This window comes from Martinezella rhizogenes (assembly GCF_007002745.1).
In the GTDB taxonomy this organism is placed as follows: Bacteria; Pseudomonadota; Alphaproteobacteria; order Rhizobiales; family Rhizobiaceae; genus Agrobacterium; species Agrobacterium cucumeris.
The window spans coordinates 217765-234360 of sequence record NZ_SGNY01000004.1 but is presented as its reverse complement, the minus strand read 5'-3'; the positions used below and the strand labels follow the sequence as shown (position 1 = coordinate 234360).

Annotated in this window: 13 protein-coding genes; all 13 read left to right on the top strand. The window is 59.4% G+C overall.

The features are described from left to right. The first annotated feature begins 229 nt into the window (after positions 1 to 229). The 13 genes from tolQ to EXN68_RS14235 all read left to right on the top strand — a co-directional run bounded on the left by tolQ (position 230) and on the right by EXN68_RS14235 (position 16324). Positions 230 to 949, top strand: coding sequence for a protein TolQ (tolQ, locus tag EXN68_RS14295; protein WP_003497570.1), 720 nt, complete (start codon positions 230 to 232; stop codon positions 947 to 949). 61 nt (positions 950 to 1010) lie between these two features. Next, positions 1011 to 1472: a protein TolR gene (gene tolR, locus EXN68_RS14290; RefSeq protein ID WP_020012206.1), complete on the top strand. Its 462-nt coding sequence runs from the start codon at positions 1011 to 1013 to the stop codon at positions 1470 to 1472. A gap of 9 nt (positions 1473 to 1481) precedes the next feature. Then, the gene (locus EXN68_RS14285) at positions 1482 to 2651 is read left to right on the top strand and encodes a hypothetical protein (protein ID WP_142841531.1); all 1170 of its coding nucleotides are present in this window, start codon (positions 1482 to 1484) and stop codon (positions 2649 to 2651) included. A gap of 20 nt (positions 2652 to 2671) precedes the next feature. Beyond that, positions 2672 to 3979, top strand: a complete 1308-nt coding sequence (gene tolB / locus EXN68_RS14280; RefSeq protein ID WP_052819686.1) for a Tol-Pal system beta propeller repeat protein TolB — start codon at positions 2672 to 2674, stop codon at positions 3977 to 3979. A gap of 210 nt (positions 3980 to 4189) precedes the next feature. After that, positions 4190 to 4720, top strand: a complete 531-nt coding sequence (gene pal, locus EXN68_RS14275) for a peptidoglycan-associated lipoprotein Pal (protein ID WP_046799894.1) — start codon at positions 4190 to 4192, stop codon at positions 4718 to 4720. 158 nt (positions 4721 to 4878) lie between these two features. Next, positions 4879 to 5895 carry a tol-pal system protein YbgF gene (gene ybgF / locus EXN68_RS14270; protein WP_161991345.1) on the top strand — a complete coding sequence of 339 codons (1017 nt, stop codon included), beginning with the start codon at positions 4879 to 4881 and terminating at the stop codon, positions 5893 to 5895. A 30-nt stretch (positions 5896 to 5925) separates the two neighbouring features. After that, positions 5926 to 7257: a tRNA lysidine(34) synthetase TilS gene (gene tilS, locus EXN68_RS14265; RefSeq protein ID WP_142841530.1), complete on the top strand. Its 1332-nt coding sequence runs from the start codon at positions 5926 to 5928 to the stop codon at positions 7255 to 7257. Positions 7258 to 7411: 154 nt separating this feature from the next. Then, positions 7412 to 9376 carry an ATP-dependent zinc metalloprotease FtsH gene (gene ftsH, locus EXN68_RS14260; protein WP_046799891.1) on the top strand — a complete coding sequence of 655 codons (1965 nt, stop codon included), beginning with the start codon at positions 7412 to 7414 and terminating at the stop codon, positions 9374 to 9376. Between the two features lie 188 nt (positions 9377 to 9564). After that, a complete protein-coding gene (gene glmM / locus EXN68_RS14255) occupies positions 9565 to 10917 on the top strand; it encodes a phosphoglucosamine mutase (RefSeq protein ID WP_046799890.1) in 1353 nt (450 codons plus the stop codon). Between the two features lie 184 nt (positions 10918 to 11101). After that, positions 11102 to 11947 carry an outer membrane protein gene (locus tag EXN68_RS14250; protein ID WP_142841529.1) on the top strand — a complete coding sequence of 282 codons (846 nt, stop codon included), beginning with the start codon at positions 11102 to 11104 and terminating at the stop codon, positions 11945 to 11947. A gap of 212 nt (positions 11948 to 12159) precedes the next feature. Then, positions 12160 to 13338 (top strand): phosphoserine transaminase, encoded by a 1179-nt coding sequence (locus tag EXN68_RS14245; RefSeq protein WP_142841528.1) that lies wholly within the window; start codon positions 12160 to 12162, stop codon positions 13336 to 13338. Positions 13339 to 13423: 85 nt separating this feature from the next. Continuing rightward, a complete protein-coding gene (gene serA, locus EXN68_RS14240) occupies positions 13424 to 15019 on the top strand; it encodes a phosphoglycerate dehydrogenase (RefSeq protein WP_142841527.1) in 1596 nt (531 codons plus the stop codon). Between the two features lie 225 nt (positions 15020 to 15244). Next, positions 15245 to 16324 carry a Tim44 domain-containing protein gene (locus EXN68_RS14235; protein WP_142841526.1) on the top strand — a complete coding sequence of 360 codons (1080 nt, stop codon included), beginning with the start codon at positions 15245 to 15247 and terminating at the stop codon, positions 16322 to 16324. Positions 16325 to 16596: the final 272 nt, after the last annotated feature.

Below are 16596 nucleotides of genomic sequence, written 5' to 3'. Positions count from 1 at the left end.
TGCCCCGGTTGTAACACTCCTTTAACCATAATGGTGTCTTACTTTAGCAACTGGCATTTGTGCGGCGCACGCCTTCCTTTCACCAAATTTATTGGCAAGTAAGGCTTACTGGCAAGTATCGGGGTATGGCAAAGGGGTTAACGGCTGCGGCCGCATGACTTCGAGCGTTAACACGCGTTTGAATCGCCCGGTCCCGTACCGGGCGTTTGGATTCGGGGATTGGATATTTATGGAACAGGCAGGTTTGGCAGCGGCGACGCACGATGTAAGTCTCTGGGCACTGTTTATGCAGGCGGGCCTCATCGTGAAGCTCGTGATGATCGGACTTATCGCCGCCTCGGTCTGGACGTGGGCGATCGTCTTTGACAAATATGTGAGCTTCGGCAAGGCAAAGCGCCAGTTCGACCAGTTCGAACAGGTGTTCTGGTCGGGCCAGTCGCTTGAGGAGCTTTATCGCACGCTGGCGGAACGCCAGAATGGCGGTCTTGCAGCTATTTTCGTTTCCGCCATGCGGGAATGGAAAAAATCATTCGAGCGCGGCGCGCGTTCTCCCATCGGTCTGCAGATGCGCATCGATCGGGCAATGGACGTGACGATTGCGCGTGAAGGCGAACAATATGAGGCCCGCCTCGGTTCGCTGGCCACCATCGGTTCGGCCGGTCCCTTTATCGGCCTCTTCGGTACGGTTGTGGGTATCATGACCTCGTTCCAGGCGATTGCCGGTTCGAAGTCGACCAACCTTGCGGTTGTGGCGCCCGGTATCGCTGAAGCGCTTCTGGCAACGGCCATCGGCCTTGTCGCGGCTATTCCCGCGGTTATCGCCTATAACAAGTTCACGGCTGATGCGCACAAGCTTTCCGCCCGCATGGAAGGTTTCGCAGACGAGTTCTCCGCGATCCTGTCGCGCCAGATCGATGAAAAACTTCAGACACGGCAGGCCGCCCAGTAAGCGGCCGCGCAACTTGCATGCTGTGCAGTAATTTGCCGCAAGGCAAAATGGAGTAAAAACTATGGGTATGTCAGCAGGTGGCGGCGGCGGCGGTTCCGGTGGACGCCGGGGTGGGCGCGGCGGACGGCGCAAAGGCGGCGCGATCAGCGAGATCAACGTAACGCCGCTGGTCGACGTCATGCTCGTGCTGCTTATCATCTTCATGGTGGCGGCACCGATGATGACGGTCGGCGTGCCGATCGATCTGCCGCAGACATCCGCCAATGCGCTGAATTCGGACACGCAGCCGATCACGATTTCCGTCAATGCCAATGGCCAGATCCATTTGCAGGAAACCGAAATCCAGGCGGCCGAGGTGGCCGACAAGCTGCAGGCAATCGCCACGACAGGTTATAACGAACGTATCTTCGTCCGCGCGGATTCCGTTGCCGCATACGGCGTCGTCGCCGATGTGATGGCGCGTATCCAGGCGGCAGGCTTCAAGAATATCGGCCTTGTGACCCAGCAGAAACAGGACAATTGACGTAAAACGATGAAGGGCAGCATCACCACATCCGCGATCGTGCATGCGTCGCTTCTGGCTTTCGCCCTGGTTTCCCTGGGCTCGCCGGAACCGCTCGACGTATCGCAGGCCGAGGCCTTGCCGGTGGAACTGGTGCCTATCGAGGAATTGACCCAGATCCAGCAGGGCGACAAGAACGCTCCGAAGGCCGAAAAATCGGCTCCTGTTCCGACCACACGCCCTGACATCATCGAAAACGCCCAGAATATCGGTAATAACACCGCCGATATAGAAGCGCCGCCGACGCCGACGACAAAGCCCAATGACAATATCAGCGCCGCTGCCCCGCCAAAGCAGGAAAAGCCGCAGCCGGTCGTCGATACCAAGGCGAATGAAGTAAAGGAAATCGTCAAGGAAGAAACCTCGGCTCCGAAGCCGCAGGAAATGGCCGCCTTGCCGCAGACCAAACCGGAAATAGCGCCGCAGCCGAAGACGGAACCGCCGCCGCAGGAAACCAAGGCGGAAGAACCGCCGCCGGCCACGCAGGAGCCGGCCGAAATCCCCGTGCCGCAGAACGTGCCGCGCCCGAACTCCCGCCCCGAACCGCCGAAGCCGGAAGAGCCGAAACAGGCAGAAACCAAGCCTGCCGAGCAGAAGCCTGCTGAAAAACCGGCCGAGACCAAGCCCGACCAGGCAAAGTCCACCGACAAGCCTTCCGACAAGAAGCCGGGCGAGAAGAAGCAGGAAACGGCTAAATCCGCCTCGTCCAAGGAAAGTGATTTCAACGCCGACGATGTTGCAGCCCTGTTGAACAAACAGGCACCCTCCGGAGGCGGCGCGAAGCGGTCGACACAGACGGCGTCGCTTGGCGGTAAAAAGACAACGGGCGGTTCGACGCTCAGCCAGACGGAAATGGATGCGCTACGTGGTGCGATCCAGAAGAACTGGCAGATCATTCCCGGCATGGCGGATGCCTCGGACGTTCGCGTTCGGGTCACCATGAAGCTCGACCGTGATGGAACCATCATCGGTCGGCCCGAGATCGAGGCGACGGGTGGTTCCGAAGGAACGCGCCGTGCTCTTTCCGGCGGAGCCTATCGCGCCATCATGCGTTCTGCTCCGTTCACGAACCTTCCTGCCGACAAATATGACGCATGGAACGAAGTCGTTGTGAACTTCGATCCCAGTGAATTGCTATGAATGCTGAAAGGCCTGGCAACATGAAGATATTTTCGCCGATCCGGCTGGTGCTCGCTGTCGCGGCCCTCATGTCGGTTTTCTCCGCACCGGCTTTTGCGCGGGTGGAAATCAACATCAACAAGGGTAACGTCGAGCCGCTGCCCATCGCCATCACCGACTTCATGTCGAGCGACGGTATCGGCGCACAGGTCTCGGCGGTCATCGCCGCCGACCTGCAGCGTTCCGGCCTTTTCGCGCCGGTCAACAAGAGCGCCTTCATCGAAAAGATTACCAGTCCGGATCAGCAGCCCCGTTTCGAAGACTGGAAGGTCATCAACGCACAGGCGCTCGTGACTGGCCGTGTGACGCGCGAAAGCGATGGTCGCCTGCGCGCCGAGTTCCGCCTGTGGGATACTTTCGCAGGCCAGCAGATGACCGGCCAGCAATTCTTCACCCAGCCGGAAAACTGGCGTCGCGTCGCCCACATCATCGCGGATGCGATCTATGAGCGCATCACCGGCGAAAAGGGTTATTTCGACACCCGCGTTGTCTTTGTCTCTGAAAGCGGCCCGAAGACAGCTCGCAAGCGCCAGTTGTCGATCATGGACCAGGACGGTTTCAACGTCCGCAACCTAACCAATTCGAACGACATCGTTCTGACGCCGCGTTTCTCGCCGAACCGTCAGGAAGTGACCTACATGTCCTTCGAAGGCCAGCAGCCGCGCGTTTACCTGCTGCAGCTGGAAACCGGACAGCGCGAAGTGGTCGGCAATTTCCCCGGCATGACGTTCTCGCCGCGCTTCTCGCCGGATGGACAGAAGGTCATCATGAGCCTTCAGCAGGATGGCAACGCCAATATCTACACCATGGATCTGCGTTCGCGCACCACGACCCGCCTGACGAACACGTCGGCGATCGATACGGCGCCGTCATTTTCGCCGGATGGCCAGCGCGTCGCCTTTGAAAGCGACCGTGGCGGCCGCCAGCAGATTTATGTGATGAATGCCGATGGTTCCGGCCAGCAGCGTCTTTCTTTCGGCGACGGTTCCTATTCCACGCCGGTTTGGTCGCCGCGCGGCGATCTGATCGCCTTCACTAAGCAGTCGGGCGGCAAGTTCTCGATCGGCGTGATGAAGACCGACGGTTCGGGTGAGCGCATTCTGACCAGCGGCTTCCACAATGAAGGTCCCACCTGGGCACCGAATGGCCGCGTGCTGATGTTCTTCCGCCAGAACGCCGGTGCGGGCGGCCCGCAGCTCTATTCGATCGACCTGACGGGCTACAATGAACAGCTCATCAAGACGCCAACCTTTGCTTCGGACCCGGCATGGTCGCCGCTTCTGGACTGATATTAACTGCCATGACGGCGCCGGTAACTCCGGCGCCGTCATGTTTTACGCATGCCACACGGGAAAATGCCTCTTTCTTGCCGCAAAGTGTTGTGAGGGAGCAAAAAAGTGGGACATTTCCTTTCTGTTAACCATAAGCGTTTGCCGGCTATTAACCGCGATCAGTTAGTGTCTGGCAACGTTATTGAAATTTCCAAGGAGAGACCGGCGATGAGCCGTACACACATTTCGGCACTCAGCCCGATGCAGAAACTGGCCCGTAACCCGGCTGTTATCGCCATGACGCTCGCACTTGCCCTTGCAGGCTGCGCGAAGAAGAACATGCCGAACAATGCCGGTGAACTCGGTCTCGGTGGCGCAGGTTCCGCAACGCCGGGCTCCCAGCAGGACTTCACGGTCAATGTCGGCGACCGCATCTTCTTCGATACGGACTCGACCTCGATCCGCGCCGATGCGCAGCAGACCCTGCAGCGCCAGGCCCAGTGGCTTGCCCGTTACCCGAACTACGCCATCACCGTCGAAGGCCATGCCGACGAACGCGGTACGCGTGAATACAACCTCGCGCTCGGCGCCCGTCGTGCGGCTTCGACCCGTGACTTCCTGGCTTCCCAGGGCGTTCCGGCAAACCGCATGAAGACGATCTCCTACGGTAAGGAGCGTCCGGTCGCCGTTTGTGACGACATCTCGTGCTGGTCGCAGAACCGCCGCGCCGTGACAGTTCTTGGTGGCGCGGGCATGTGATTGCCTGACGTTATTGTGATCTTGAATGGAAGGCGGTCTTCGGGCCGCCTTTCGTTTTTTTCATAGTTTGGCCGAAGTTAAGTTGCTTTTTTGGTTGATATGGAAAAAATCCGGCTTGCGCCATTCCGGTGCAAATCAGTTAAGGCAGGACGAATGAGATGAAGAAACTTGTCGTGGCGGGAATGCTGGGGCTTGCAGCCTGCACCGGCCTGAGCGGCATTGCCGTTTCGGGTCCGCTGTTCGGTGCGGGGGGTAGCTTCGGCACGATCAACTCTCAGCAGGCCCCGGTCATCCGGGTTCAGGCCAACGAAGCGTATCGGGTTCAGCAGCTTGAAGAGCAGATCCGGCAGCTCAACGGCCGTATCGAGGAAATGAGCTTCCAGCTTCTGCAGATGCAGGAAACGATCCGTAAGGCGCAGGAAGACAATGAATTCCGCTTCCAGGAACTGGAAAGTGGTAATGCCGGCGGCAAGGGCGCAAGTCCTACGGCGCCGAAAAAGAAGGCGGAAGCCAGTCCGGTCAGTCCGGGCACGCCGCCGACCGACGACGTTGCAACGATCATCGAAACGCCACCCGAGGGTGGCGCTTCCGTTTCGCCGTCTGCTCCATCCAATGCACCGACAGGTGCACCGGGAGAGACGACGCTCGGCTCGATCGAGCTTGATTCCAAGGGAATGCCGATCGGTGGGACGCTCAATCAGGGTGCCAACAATTCTTCCGGCAGTCTTCCCGGTGTGACCACCGGCAATACGCCGCGCAAGACGACCGATCCGGTCAACACAGCGGCGCTGACCAGCGAAAGCGATATTTATCAGGCCGCTTACGGCCATGTTCTGTCCGGCGATTACAGGCTGGCGGAGCAGGGGTTCCAGCAGTATCTGCAGGGTTATCCCAAAGGCACCAAGGCAGCGGATGCAAGCTTCTGGCTGGGCGAGGCGCAATATTCGCAGGGCAAGTTCAACGAGGCGGCAAAAACCTTCCTCAATGGTCACCAGGCCTATGGCAAATCTCCCAAGGCTCCGGAAATGTTGATGAAGCTCGGCATGTCGCTTGCAGCTCTCGACAATACCGAAACCGCCTGCGCTACGCTGCGCGAGGTGCCGAAGCGTTATCCCAGTGCGTCGAAGACCGTACTGAACAAGGTTGCAAGCGAACAGAAGCGGCTGAGCTGCTGATCTTTTTCCTGCCATGGTGGCGATCTTTCCATGCCGGTTGATGCCCGCATTCTAAGCGACAACACAGCTGCGCCGCTTGCGGCGGCAAGGTCTTTCATCGAAAGCCTCCGCAAACCCGCCCATATCCTCGTCGCAATCTCCGGCGGTAGCGATTCCACCGGCCTGTTGCTGGTATTACATCAGGTAATGACGGAGGCGGATCGCGACGGATTGCGGATTTCCGCCATTACGGTCGACCATGCACTGAGAGCGGAATCCGCCGATGAGGCCCGCAAGGTTGCCGCGCTTTGTGCCGAACTGAATATCTTTCATGCCACGCGCCGATGGGGCGGCATCAAGCCGGCGGCCGGCATCTCCGAAGCATCCCGTCTTGCCCGCTACCGCCTGATCGCCGGGGTTGCCCAGGAGGTCGGCGCTGATCTTGTCGTGACCGGGCATACGATCGGCGACCAACGGGAAACCGTGGCGATGCGTGCCGCCCGCAGCGCGGGGGCTGACAATCTCGGCCTCTCGGGCATGGCGGACGCGGTATTATACGATGGGCGCTATTGGATCATGCGGCCGTTCCTGAAATGTGAGAGGCAGGCAATCCGCGACTACGTGTCATCCCGCTCGCATGGCTGGTTTGACGATCCGAGCAACGAGAACACAAAATATGAGCGCGTGCGCGTGCGGCAGACGCTTCCCGATTTTCCGGTGCAGCCTGATGCGGAGGCCGCCGCGAAAAGGCACGCGCTTTCTGAAAAAAGCGCCGATTTCCTGCGTAGGCACGCGCAGATATTTCAGGCCGCAATCGCCAGATTGCCGGTGGACAGCAAGCTGGTCGATCACCCCGAATTCCGGCACGGGCTGGCGGCGCTCATCGCCGCGCTTGGCGGAAGGGCCTATTTCCCGGCTGCGAGCAGCATGGCGCGGGTTCTGCAATTTCTCAAAACCGGTGAAAACGGTCGGATGACGGTCGGTCGCGTCCTGCTCGATCGCCGGCGGGATGGGCTTTATATTTTCCGTGAGCAGCGAAACCTGCCGGAGCTTCGTCTCGAGGCTTCCGAAGAGGGACTGTGGGACGACCGTTTTTCAGTGAGGAACGGGTCCACATTTCCGATCCGCGTTGCGGCAGGCAGGGTGGGTGATGCTCTGGAAGCGGCTAGGCTTTTTCCGTCGGTGCCGCCCGGGGTGGCAAAATCGGCGATGGCGGGCCTGCCGCAAATCGCCGCAGCCGGATCGGCCTCCTTTGCGGGAGGCGTCGAGATTACGACACGGCTTGCACCATTTGATCTTTTCCTGCCGCGTTTCGACCTTGAGTTGGCGAATGCAATCGCAATTTTATTCGGTCGCCCGGCATATCCACAGCCCCCGGTTTAAATCGGGCCTCTTTTTCGTGAATTGCCTTGGAATACTTTTTACACCAAAACGCATCAGATAACGCCGTTCGCCTTGGCAACGGCAGATGTCGTCCTTATGTTAGGGGCACATAATAGCGGGCAGCAGATATGTCCGTGTGAGTTCGGGGAGTTCGATGAACCCAAATTTCAGAAATTTCGCCTTGTGGGCCGTGATCGCCCTCTTGCTGATCGCGTTGTTCAGCATGTTCCAGACGTCGCCGACGCAAACGGGTTCGCGGGAAATTCCGTATTCCCAGTTTCTTCGCGACGTGGATTCCGGGCGAGTTCGCGACGTGACCGTCACCGGTAACCGGGTTCTCGGAACCTATACCGAAAATGGCACGGCCTTTCAGACCTATTCCCCCGTCATCGACGACAGCCTGATGGAGCGCTTGCAGAGCAAGAACGTCACCATCGTGGCGCGTCCCGAAAGCGACGGCTCTTCCGGCTTTCTGAGCTATCTCGGCACGCTTCTGCCGATGTTCCTCATTCTCGGCGTCTGGCTGTTTTTCATGCGGCAGATGCAGGGCGGCTCGCGCGGCGCGATGGGCTTTGGCAAGTCCAAGGCGAAGTTGCTGACGGAAGCTCATGGCCGCGTGACGTTTGACGATGTTGCCGGCGTGGACGAGGCCAAGCAGGACCTTGAGGAAATCGTTGAGTTTCTGCGTGATCCGCAGAAGTTCCAGCGCCTCGGCGGTAAAATCCCGCGCGGTGTGCTGCTGGTCGGCCCTCCGGGCACCGGTAAGACGCTTCTGGCGCGGTCTGTCGCTGGCGAAGCCAATGTGCCGTTCTTCACCATTTCCGGTTCGGACTTCGTGGAAATGTTCGTCGGCGTTGGCGCAAGCCGCGTGCGTGACATGTTCGAGCAGGCCAAGAAGAATGCACCATGCATCATCTTCATCGACGAAATCGACGCCGTCGGTCGCCATCGTGGCGCCGGTCTTGGCGGCGGTAACGACGAACGCGAACAGACGCTGAACCAGTTGCTGGTCGAAATGGACGGTTTCGAGGCGAATGAAGGCATCATTCTCATCGCCGCCACCAACCGCCCCGATGTTCTTGATCCAGCACTTCTGCGTCCCGGCCGTTTCGACCGTCAGGTCGTTGTGCCGAACCCTGACATCGTCGGCCGCGAGCGCATCCTCAAGGTGCATATCCGCAACGTGCCTCTGGCGCCGAATGTCGATCTCAAGGTTCTGGCCCGCGGTACACCCGGCTTTTCCGGCGCGGATTTGATGAACCTCGTCAACGAAGCAGCCCTCATGGCCGCCCGCCGCAACAAGCGTGTGGTCACCATGCAGGAATTCGAGGACGCCAAGGACAAGATCATGATGGGTGCGGAACGCCGCTCCTCTGCCATGACCGAGGCCGAAAAGAAGCTGACCGCCTATCATGAGGCCGGTCACGCGATCACCGCGCTGAAGGTTGCCGTGGCCGATCCGTTGCATAAGGCGACGATCATTCCGCGCGGCCGGGCGCTCGGCATGGTGATGCAGCTGCCGGAAGGCGACCGCTATTCCATGAGTTACAAGTGGATGGTGTCGCGCCTCGTCATCATGATGGGTGGCCGCGTTGCCGAGGAGCTGACCTTCGGCAAAGAGAACATCACGTCAGGCGCTTCTTCGGATATCGAGCAGGCCACCAAGCTTGCCCGCGCCATGGTGACGCAATGGGGCTTCTCCGATGCTCTCGGCCAGGTGGCTTATGGTGAAAACCAGCAGGAAGTGTTCCTTGGCCATTCTGTCTCGCAGTCGAAGAATGTCTCCGAGGCGACGGCCCAGACGATTGATACCGAAGTTCGCCGCCTGATCGACGAGGCCTACACCGAGGCACGGCGTATCCTGACCGACAACCACGATGGCTTTGTCGCGATTGCCGAGGGTCTTCTCGAATATGAGACCCTGACGGGCGACGAGATCAAGGCATTGCTGAGGGGCGAGAAGCCCGCGCGCGATCTGGGTGACGATTCTCCGGGCAGCCGTGGTTCGGCGGTGCCGAAAGCCGGCGCCAAGAAGGACGGCCCCAGTGAAGTGAAGGGTGACGGCGAAGCCAAGGGCGACGGCGAGGCCGAAGGCGGCATGGAGCCGCAGCCGCACTGATCGCCTGTATCAGCCAAGCTATTGTAAAAGGCCATCCGGTTTCCGGGTGGCCTTTTCAGTTTGGTAACAAGATATAAGCCATTTTCGCGGTAATTTACGTGCTGTTTATCGTGGTTTGTGGCATCTAGCCAAAAACGCTTCCGGCTGTTTTCACCTTTGCCGGAGTGCTCGAAAGATTTGGAGTTCAAATGGCACGCCGTTATTTCGGAACCGATGGTATCCGCGGACAATCGAACGTCTTCCCCATGACGCCGGATCTGGCGATGCGTGTGGGCATTGCGGTCGGCACGATCTTCCGCCGTGGCCATCATCGCCATCGCGTCGTCATCGGCAAGGATACGCGCCTTTCCGGTTATATGCTGGAAAACGCACTGGTTGCCGGTTTCACCGCAGCCGGCCTCGATGTTTTCCTGCTCGGCCCCATTCCGACGCCCGCCGTCGCCATGCTGACCCGCTCGCTGCGCGCTGATATCGGGGTAATGATCTCGGCATCGCACAATCCCTTCTCCGATAATGGCATCAAGCTTTTCGGACCTGACGGATACAAGCTTTCCGACGAGCTGGAGCTGGAGATCGAAGATCTTCTCGACAAGGATATCTACGCACAGCTGGCGAAGCCGAGCGAAATCGGCCGCGCCAAGCGCGTGGATGGCGATATTTACCGCTATATCGAATTCGTCAAACGGACTTTGCCGCGCGATGTGACGCTGAGCGGCCTGCGGATCGCCATCGACTGCGCCAATGGCGCAGCCTACAAGGTGGCTCCCGCCGCCCTCTGGGAACTCGGCGCTGAAGTGGTCACCATCGGCAACGAACCGAATGGCATCAATATCAACCTCGAATGCGGCTCCACCCATCCGGAAGCCCTGCAGAAGAAGGTGCATGAGGTGCGGGCCGATATCGGCATCGCACTCGATGGCGATGCGGACCGTGTCATCATCGTCGATGAACGCGGTGAGATCGTTGACGGCGACCAGCTGATGGCCGTCATCGCCGATAGCTGGGCCGACGATAACACGCTGCGCGGCGGCGGCATCGTCGCGACCGTCATGTCCAACCTTGGCCTGGAACGGTTCCTTGGCGACAAGGGCCTCACACTTGCCCGCACCAAGGTCGGCGACCGTTATGTGGTCGAGCATATGCGCAACCACAATTTCAACGTTGGTGGTGAGCAGTCCGGCCATATCGTATTGTCGGATTACGGCACGACCGGTGATGGTCTTGTCGCGGCATTGCAGGTTCTCGCCAAGGTCAAGCGCTCCGGCCGCACGGTCAGCGAAGTATGCCGCAAGTTCGAGCCGGTGCCGCAGCTTTTGAAAAATGTGCGCATTTCCGGTGGCAAGCCGCTGGAAAATCCGGTCGTGCTGCAGGCGATCGCCGATGCGGAAAGCGCGCTGGCCAATAATGGCCGCCTCGTCATCCGTCCTTCCGGCACCGAGCCGCTGATCCGCGTCATGGCGGAGGGTGACGACAGTGCGAAAGTGGAAAAGATCGTCAACGATCTGGTCGGCGTCATCTCCAGCGCCCGCTCGGCCGCGTGAGTTATCGCGACAGTAACGAAAGACAAAAGCCGGCCTCCCAGCCGGCTTTTTCTTTGAGTATTTGCTAATAAATATAGTGAATGATCGTGGTTAATCGGGACTTAACCATTTTACGCCACTCTCCAGAACTGAACAGTTCACTGGCAGCTGCCGCAACGCACGTGCCTCTTCTGGAGTGGAAGTCATGAAAAACGCCCTGGCCGGATTTCTGGCCGTTCTGCTGACCGGCACAAGCGCCGTCGGCGCCGACCTTTATCAAGCCGAACCAGCACCCGCCTATGTCGAAGCGCCGGAAGTTCAGATCACGCAGTCTAGCGGCTGGTATCTGCGCGGCGACGTCGGCTATTCTTTCAACAAACTGCGCGGTGCCCATTATTATCAGGGCGGTCCTGGCGGTTATCTGCAGGATTTTGATACGGCTGATATCAAGGACAGCTATGTCGTTGGCGCCGGTGTCGGTTACCAGTTCAACAACTATTTCCGCAGCGACGTAACCTTCGACTATATGGGAAAATCGGATTTCCGCGGCTCCACAAGCGGTTTCTGCGGCTCCGTTCCCGGTCGCTGTGTTTCGGCTGATCTGAGCTCGCTGAGAGCCTATACGCTGATGGCCAACGCCTATGTCGATCTCGGCACTTATGGCCGTGTCACACCTTATGTCGGTGGTGGTATCGGTGGCTCTTACGTCAAGTGGGATAAGCTGCGCAACACATCGTGCAGCGTTAATGGCCTCGGCTGCGACCCAACCACCGAGCACGGCGGCAAGGGCAAGTGGCGCTTCGCTTACGCCCTGATGGCAGGTGCGTCGATCGACGTCACCTGTAACCTGAAGGCCGATATCGGTTACCGTTTCCGCCACATCAACAAGGGCGACATGTTCGGTTATGAGAACGGCGGCGGTCCGGGCCGTGACAAGGGTCTCTATTCGCATGAAGTGCGTGTTGGCGGCCGTTATGTCTTCAACGGTTGCGATACGGCACAATACATGCCGCCTGCTGATATTCCGCTGCAGCCTGCCGTTTATAAATAAACGTCACGCCAGACTGCTAGTTTCAAACCGTCCGCATCCTTCGGGTGCGGGCGGTTTTGTTTTGGCGGCATCTTGCGCGGTGCGTGACGCATATGGACTAAAATTTCCATGCGTAGCGACATATTCCGCTTGACTGAGGTCGATGACAGGAATAGCAACGACGGCAGGACACCTCTCCCTAACGAGAGGCGCCTATCTGAAAGGGTAGTCAAATGACAGATATAGTGAAGCCGGACCTCCGTCCGGGCAATAGGCATTTCTCTTCTGGTCCCTGCTCGAAGCGTCCCGGTTGGTCGCTAGATGCTCTCTCCGATGCACCGCTCGGTCGCTCGCATCGCGCCAAGGTTGGCAAAGCCAAGCTGAAGCAGGCCATCGATCTCACCCGTGAAATTCTAAACGTTCCCGCCGACTATCGCATCGGCATCGTTCCCGCATCCGACACCGGCGCTGTTGAAATGGCACTCTGGTCGCTGCTCGGTGAACGTGGCGTCGATATGCTCGCCTGGGAAAGCTTCGGCGCCGGCTGGGTCACCGACGTCGTCAAGCAGCTGAAGCTGAAGGACGTCCGCAAATTCGAGGCCGATTACGGCCTGCTGCCGAACCTTGCCGAAGTCGATTTCGACCGTGATGTCGTCTTCACCTGGAACGGCACGACATCGGGCGTCCGCGTTGCCAATGCCGATTTCATTCCTGCTGACCGCAAGGGCCTGACGATCTGCGACGCCACCTCGGCGGCCTTCGCACAGGACATGGACTTTACGAAACTCGACGTCGTCACCTTCTCCTGGCAGAAGGTTCTGGGCGGTGAGGGTGGCCATGGCGTCATCATCCTTTCGCCCCGCGCTGTCGAGCGCCTACTGAGCTATTCGCCGGCATGGCCTCTGCCGAAAATCTTCCGCATGGTCTCCGGCGGCAAGCTGATCGAAGGCATCTTCACCGGCGAAACCATCAACACGCCGTCCATGCTCTGCGTTGAAGACTATATTGATGCGTTGCTGTGGGCGAAGAACCTCGGTGGCCTGAAGGCGCTGATCGGCCGTGCCGATGCCAATGCCAAGGTCATTTACGACTTCATCGAGAAGAATGACTGGATCGCCAACCTGGCCGTCAAGCCGGAAACCCGCTCCAACACCTCCGTCTGCCTGAAGATCGTTGACCCAGAAGTTCAGGCGCTGGATGCGGCCGCGCAGGCGGATTTCGCCAAGGGCATCGTTGCCCTGCTCGAGAAGGAAAATGTCGCGCTCGATATCGGCGCTTACCGTGACGCACCGTCCGGTCTGCGCATCTGGGCCGGCGCCACCATCGAGACGGCCGATATGGAAGCCGTCATGCCCTGGCTCGCCTGGGCCTACCAGACGCAGAAGGCAGCACTTTCCAAGGCTGCCGCCTGATTTTGATACCGGCCCTGCGCTGATGCAGGGCCGCGCATTCTCCATTCGCACATCTCAATCGTTTCCTCCAAGGAGCCCGTAAACCATGGCACCTCGCGTACTCGTATCCGACGAACTGTCGGAAACCGCCGTCCAGATTTTCCGTGATCGTGGCGTCGAAGTCGATTTCCAGCCGAAGCTCGGCAAGGACAAGGACAAGCTTGCCGAAATCATCGGCAATTACGATGGTCTGGCCATCCGCTCCGCCACCAAGGCGACAGAAAAGCTGATCGAGGCTGCGACCAACCTCAAGGTCATCGGCCGCGCCGGCATCGGCGTCGACAATGTCGATATTCCGGCAGCCTCGCGCCGCGGTATCATCGTCATGAACACGCCATTCGGCAACTCCATCACCACTGCCGAACATGCGATTGCGCTGATGTTTGCCGTCGCGCGCCAGCTTCCGGCAGCCGATAGCTCCACGCAGGCCGGCAAGTGGGAAAAATCGAAATTCATGGGTGTCGAAATCACCGGCAAGACGCTCGGCGTCATCGGTGCCGGCAATATCGGCGGCATCGTCTGCTCGCGGGCCCTGGGCTTGAAGATGCATGTTCTGGCCTATGACCCCTTCCTCTCGCCGGAGCGCGCGCAGGAAATGGGCGTCACCAAGGTCGAGCTGGACGAGCTGCTGGCGCAGGCCGACTTCATCACCCTGCATGTGCCGATGACCGACAAGACACGCGGCATTCTCGGTGCGGAAAACCTTGCCAAGACCAAGAAGGGCGTTCGTATCGTCAACTGCGCCCGTGGCGGTCTGGTTGATGAGGCAGCGCTTGCCGAAGCCATCAAGTCCGGCCATGTCGCCGGTGCCGGTTTCGACGTGTTCGAAGTCGAACCAGCCACTGAAAGCCCGCTTTTCGGCCTGCCAAACGTAGTCTGCACGCCGCATCTCGGCGCTTCGACCACGGAAGCACAGGAAAATGTCGCCCTGCAGGTTGCCGAGCAGATGTCGGATTATCTCGTCAAGGGTGCCGTTTCCAACGCCATCAACATGCCGTCGATCACGGCTGATGAGGCGCCGCGCCTGAAGCCCTTCATCCGTCTGGCGGATGTTCTCGGCTCCTTCGTCGGTCAGGTGCAGGAAAGCGCCACCAAGGAAATCGAAATCCTCTATGATGGCGCAACCGCCAACATGAACACCAAGGCATTGACCAGTGCATTGCTGGCCGGCCTGATCCGCAGCCAGGTGGCTGACGTGAACATGGTTTCGGCTCCTGTCATGATCAAGGAAAAGGGCATCATCCTTTCCGAAGTCAAGCGCGACAAGACCGGCGTTTACGACGGCTATATCAAGCTGACGGTCAAGACGGAAAACCAGATCCGCTCGGTTGCCGGCACGGTGTTTTCGGATGGCAAGCCGCGCTTCATCCAGATCAAGAACATCAACATGGATGCCGATGTCGGATCGCACATGATCTACATCACCAACACCGACGTTCCCGGCATGATCGGCTTCATGGGCACCACGCTCGGCGAGGCTGGCGTCAACATCGCCAACTTCCAGCTCGGCCGTGAAAAGGAAGCCGGTGACGCCATCGCGCTGCTTTATGTCGATGGTCCGGTTTCCGAAACGGTGCTGGACAAGCTGCGCGCCAACCCGGCGATCCGCCAGGTCAAGCCGCTGACGTTCAACGTCGACTGATCTTATCGTTCCTCCCAAGGGGACAATAAGGCCCGGTTCAGGGGAAACCCTGTGCCGGGTTTTTCGTGTTTTCGGTCATGGATTTTATGGCAATACGCGTCTGTCTCGCGTGGCGGTTGCATATCACGAAAAATTTAAGCCGAGTGGTCTAAAAATGATGATCATGAGTTGCTATATCGCCTGCTGAGATGCTGCTCATGGGAGGGCGGCCAACAGGAGATAGTGATGTTTGCTGCCTTTCGGCGCTTCAAGGGTTTGTTCGCAGTCGCCGCACTTGGTATCGCGGTGTCTTTCGTGGCGGTTGATATGGCCGAGGCACGCCGTGCCGGCGGTGGTTTCGGCAGCCGTGGTACGCGGACATACTCCGCACCACCTGCGACCACCACTGCGCCGGGCCAGACCGCGCCGATTAATCGCAGCATGACCCCCAATACCAACCAGGCGGCGCCCAATGCTGCCCAGCCGGCGCGCCCCGGTGCGCAGGCGGCCCCGCAGCAGAGCCGTGGCCTGTTTGGCGGCATGATGGGTGGTCTTATGGGTGGCCTGTTGATGGGCGGCCTGTTCGGCATGCTGATGGGCGGTGGTTTTGGCGGTATGGCCGGTTTCTTCGGCATGCTGATGCAGGTACTGCTTATCGGTGGTCTGGTGATGCTCGCCATGCGTTTCTTCGCGTCGCGCCGTCAGGGCCAGCCCGCTTATGGTGCAGCCGGCGGCTCGCAGCGCACGGATCATTCCGGTTCGTCCTTTAATGGTGGCTCGCAGGCAGGTCCTTCCGCATCCTCGTTCAAGATCCCGAAGATCGGCGCTCTCGCCGGTGCTACGGGCGGTGCGGCGGCAGTCACTGCGGCAGCGGCCAAGCCGGTGGCGCATGAGAACGCCGTTTCCGAAGGTGACGAGATCGGCATCACCCAGGGCGACCTCGAAACCTTCCAGAAAATGCTCGAAGACGTCCAGTCCGCCTATGCTGCAGAGGATTACGGCACGTTGCGCAAGCTGACGACCCCGGAAGCCATGTCCTATCTCGCCGAGGAACTGAGCGACAATGCCACGAGCGGTGTGAAAAACGACGTCCGCGACGTGACGCTGCTGCAGGGCGATGTTGCCGAAGCCTGGCACGAAGAGGGCCAGGACTATGCGACGGTGGCCATGCGCTACTCCGCCATCGACATCATGCGCGATCGCACCTCGGGCAAGGTTATCGAGGGTGACGAGCACAAGCCTTTCGAAGCGGTGGAAATGTGGACCTTCGTGCGCCGTGGCGGCAACGACAACTGGCAGGTCGCCGCCATTCAGGCCGCCGCCTGAGGCGAGAGCGAGTTTCATTTCTAGACTGAACAGCCCGGAGGTTACCAACCTCCGGGCTTTCGTTTGTCAGGATCAGCGATATCGCCGATTTCGGCGTTGATTCGGGTTGTGCCCCGGGCGCAGATGGGGGCAGGGCAGGGGCACAAAAAAAAGGCTGATAAATCTAACGGGTGATATCTGCCGCACCCACAAATCCGGACTTGGCCTCTCGCCCTGCCATGCAAGGGTTTGCGTGCTCACTGCCAAGGCATCGTGTCTGCGCATGGCTCGGT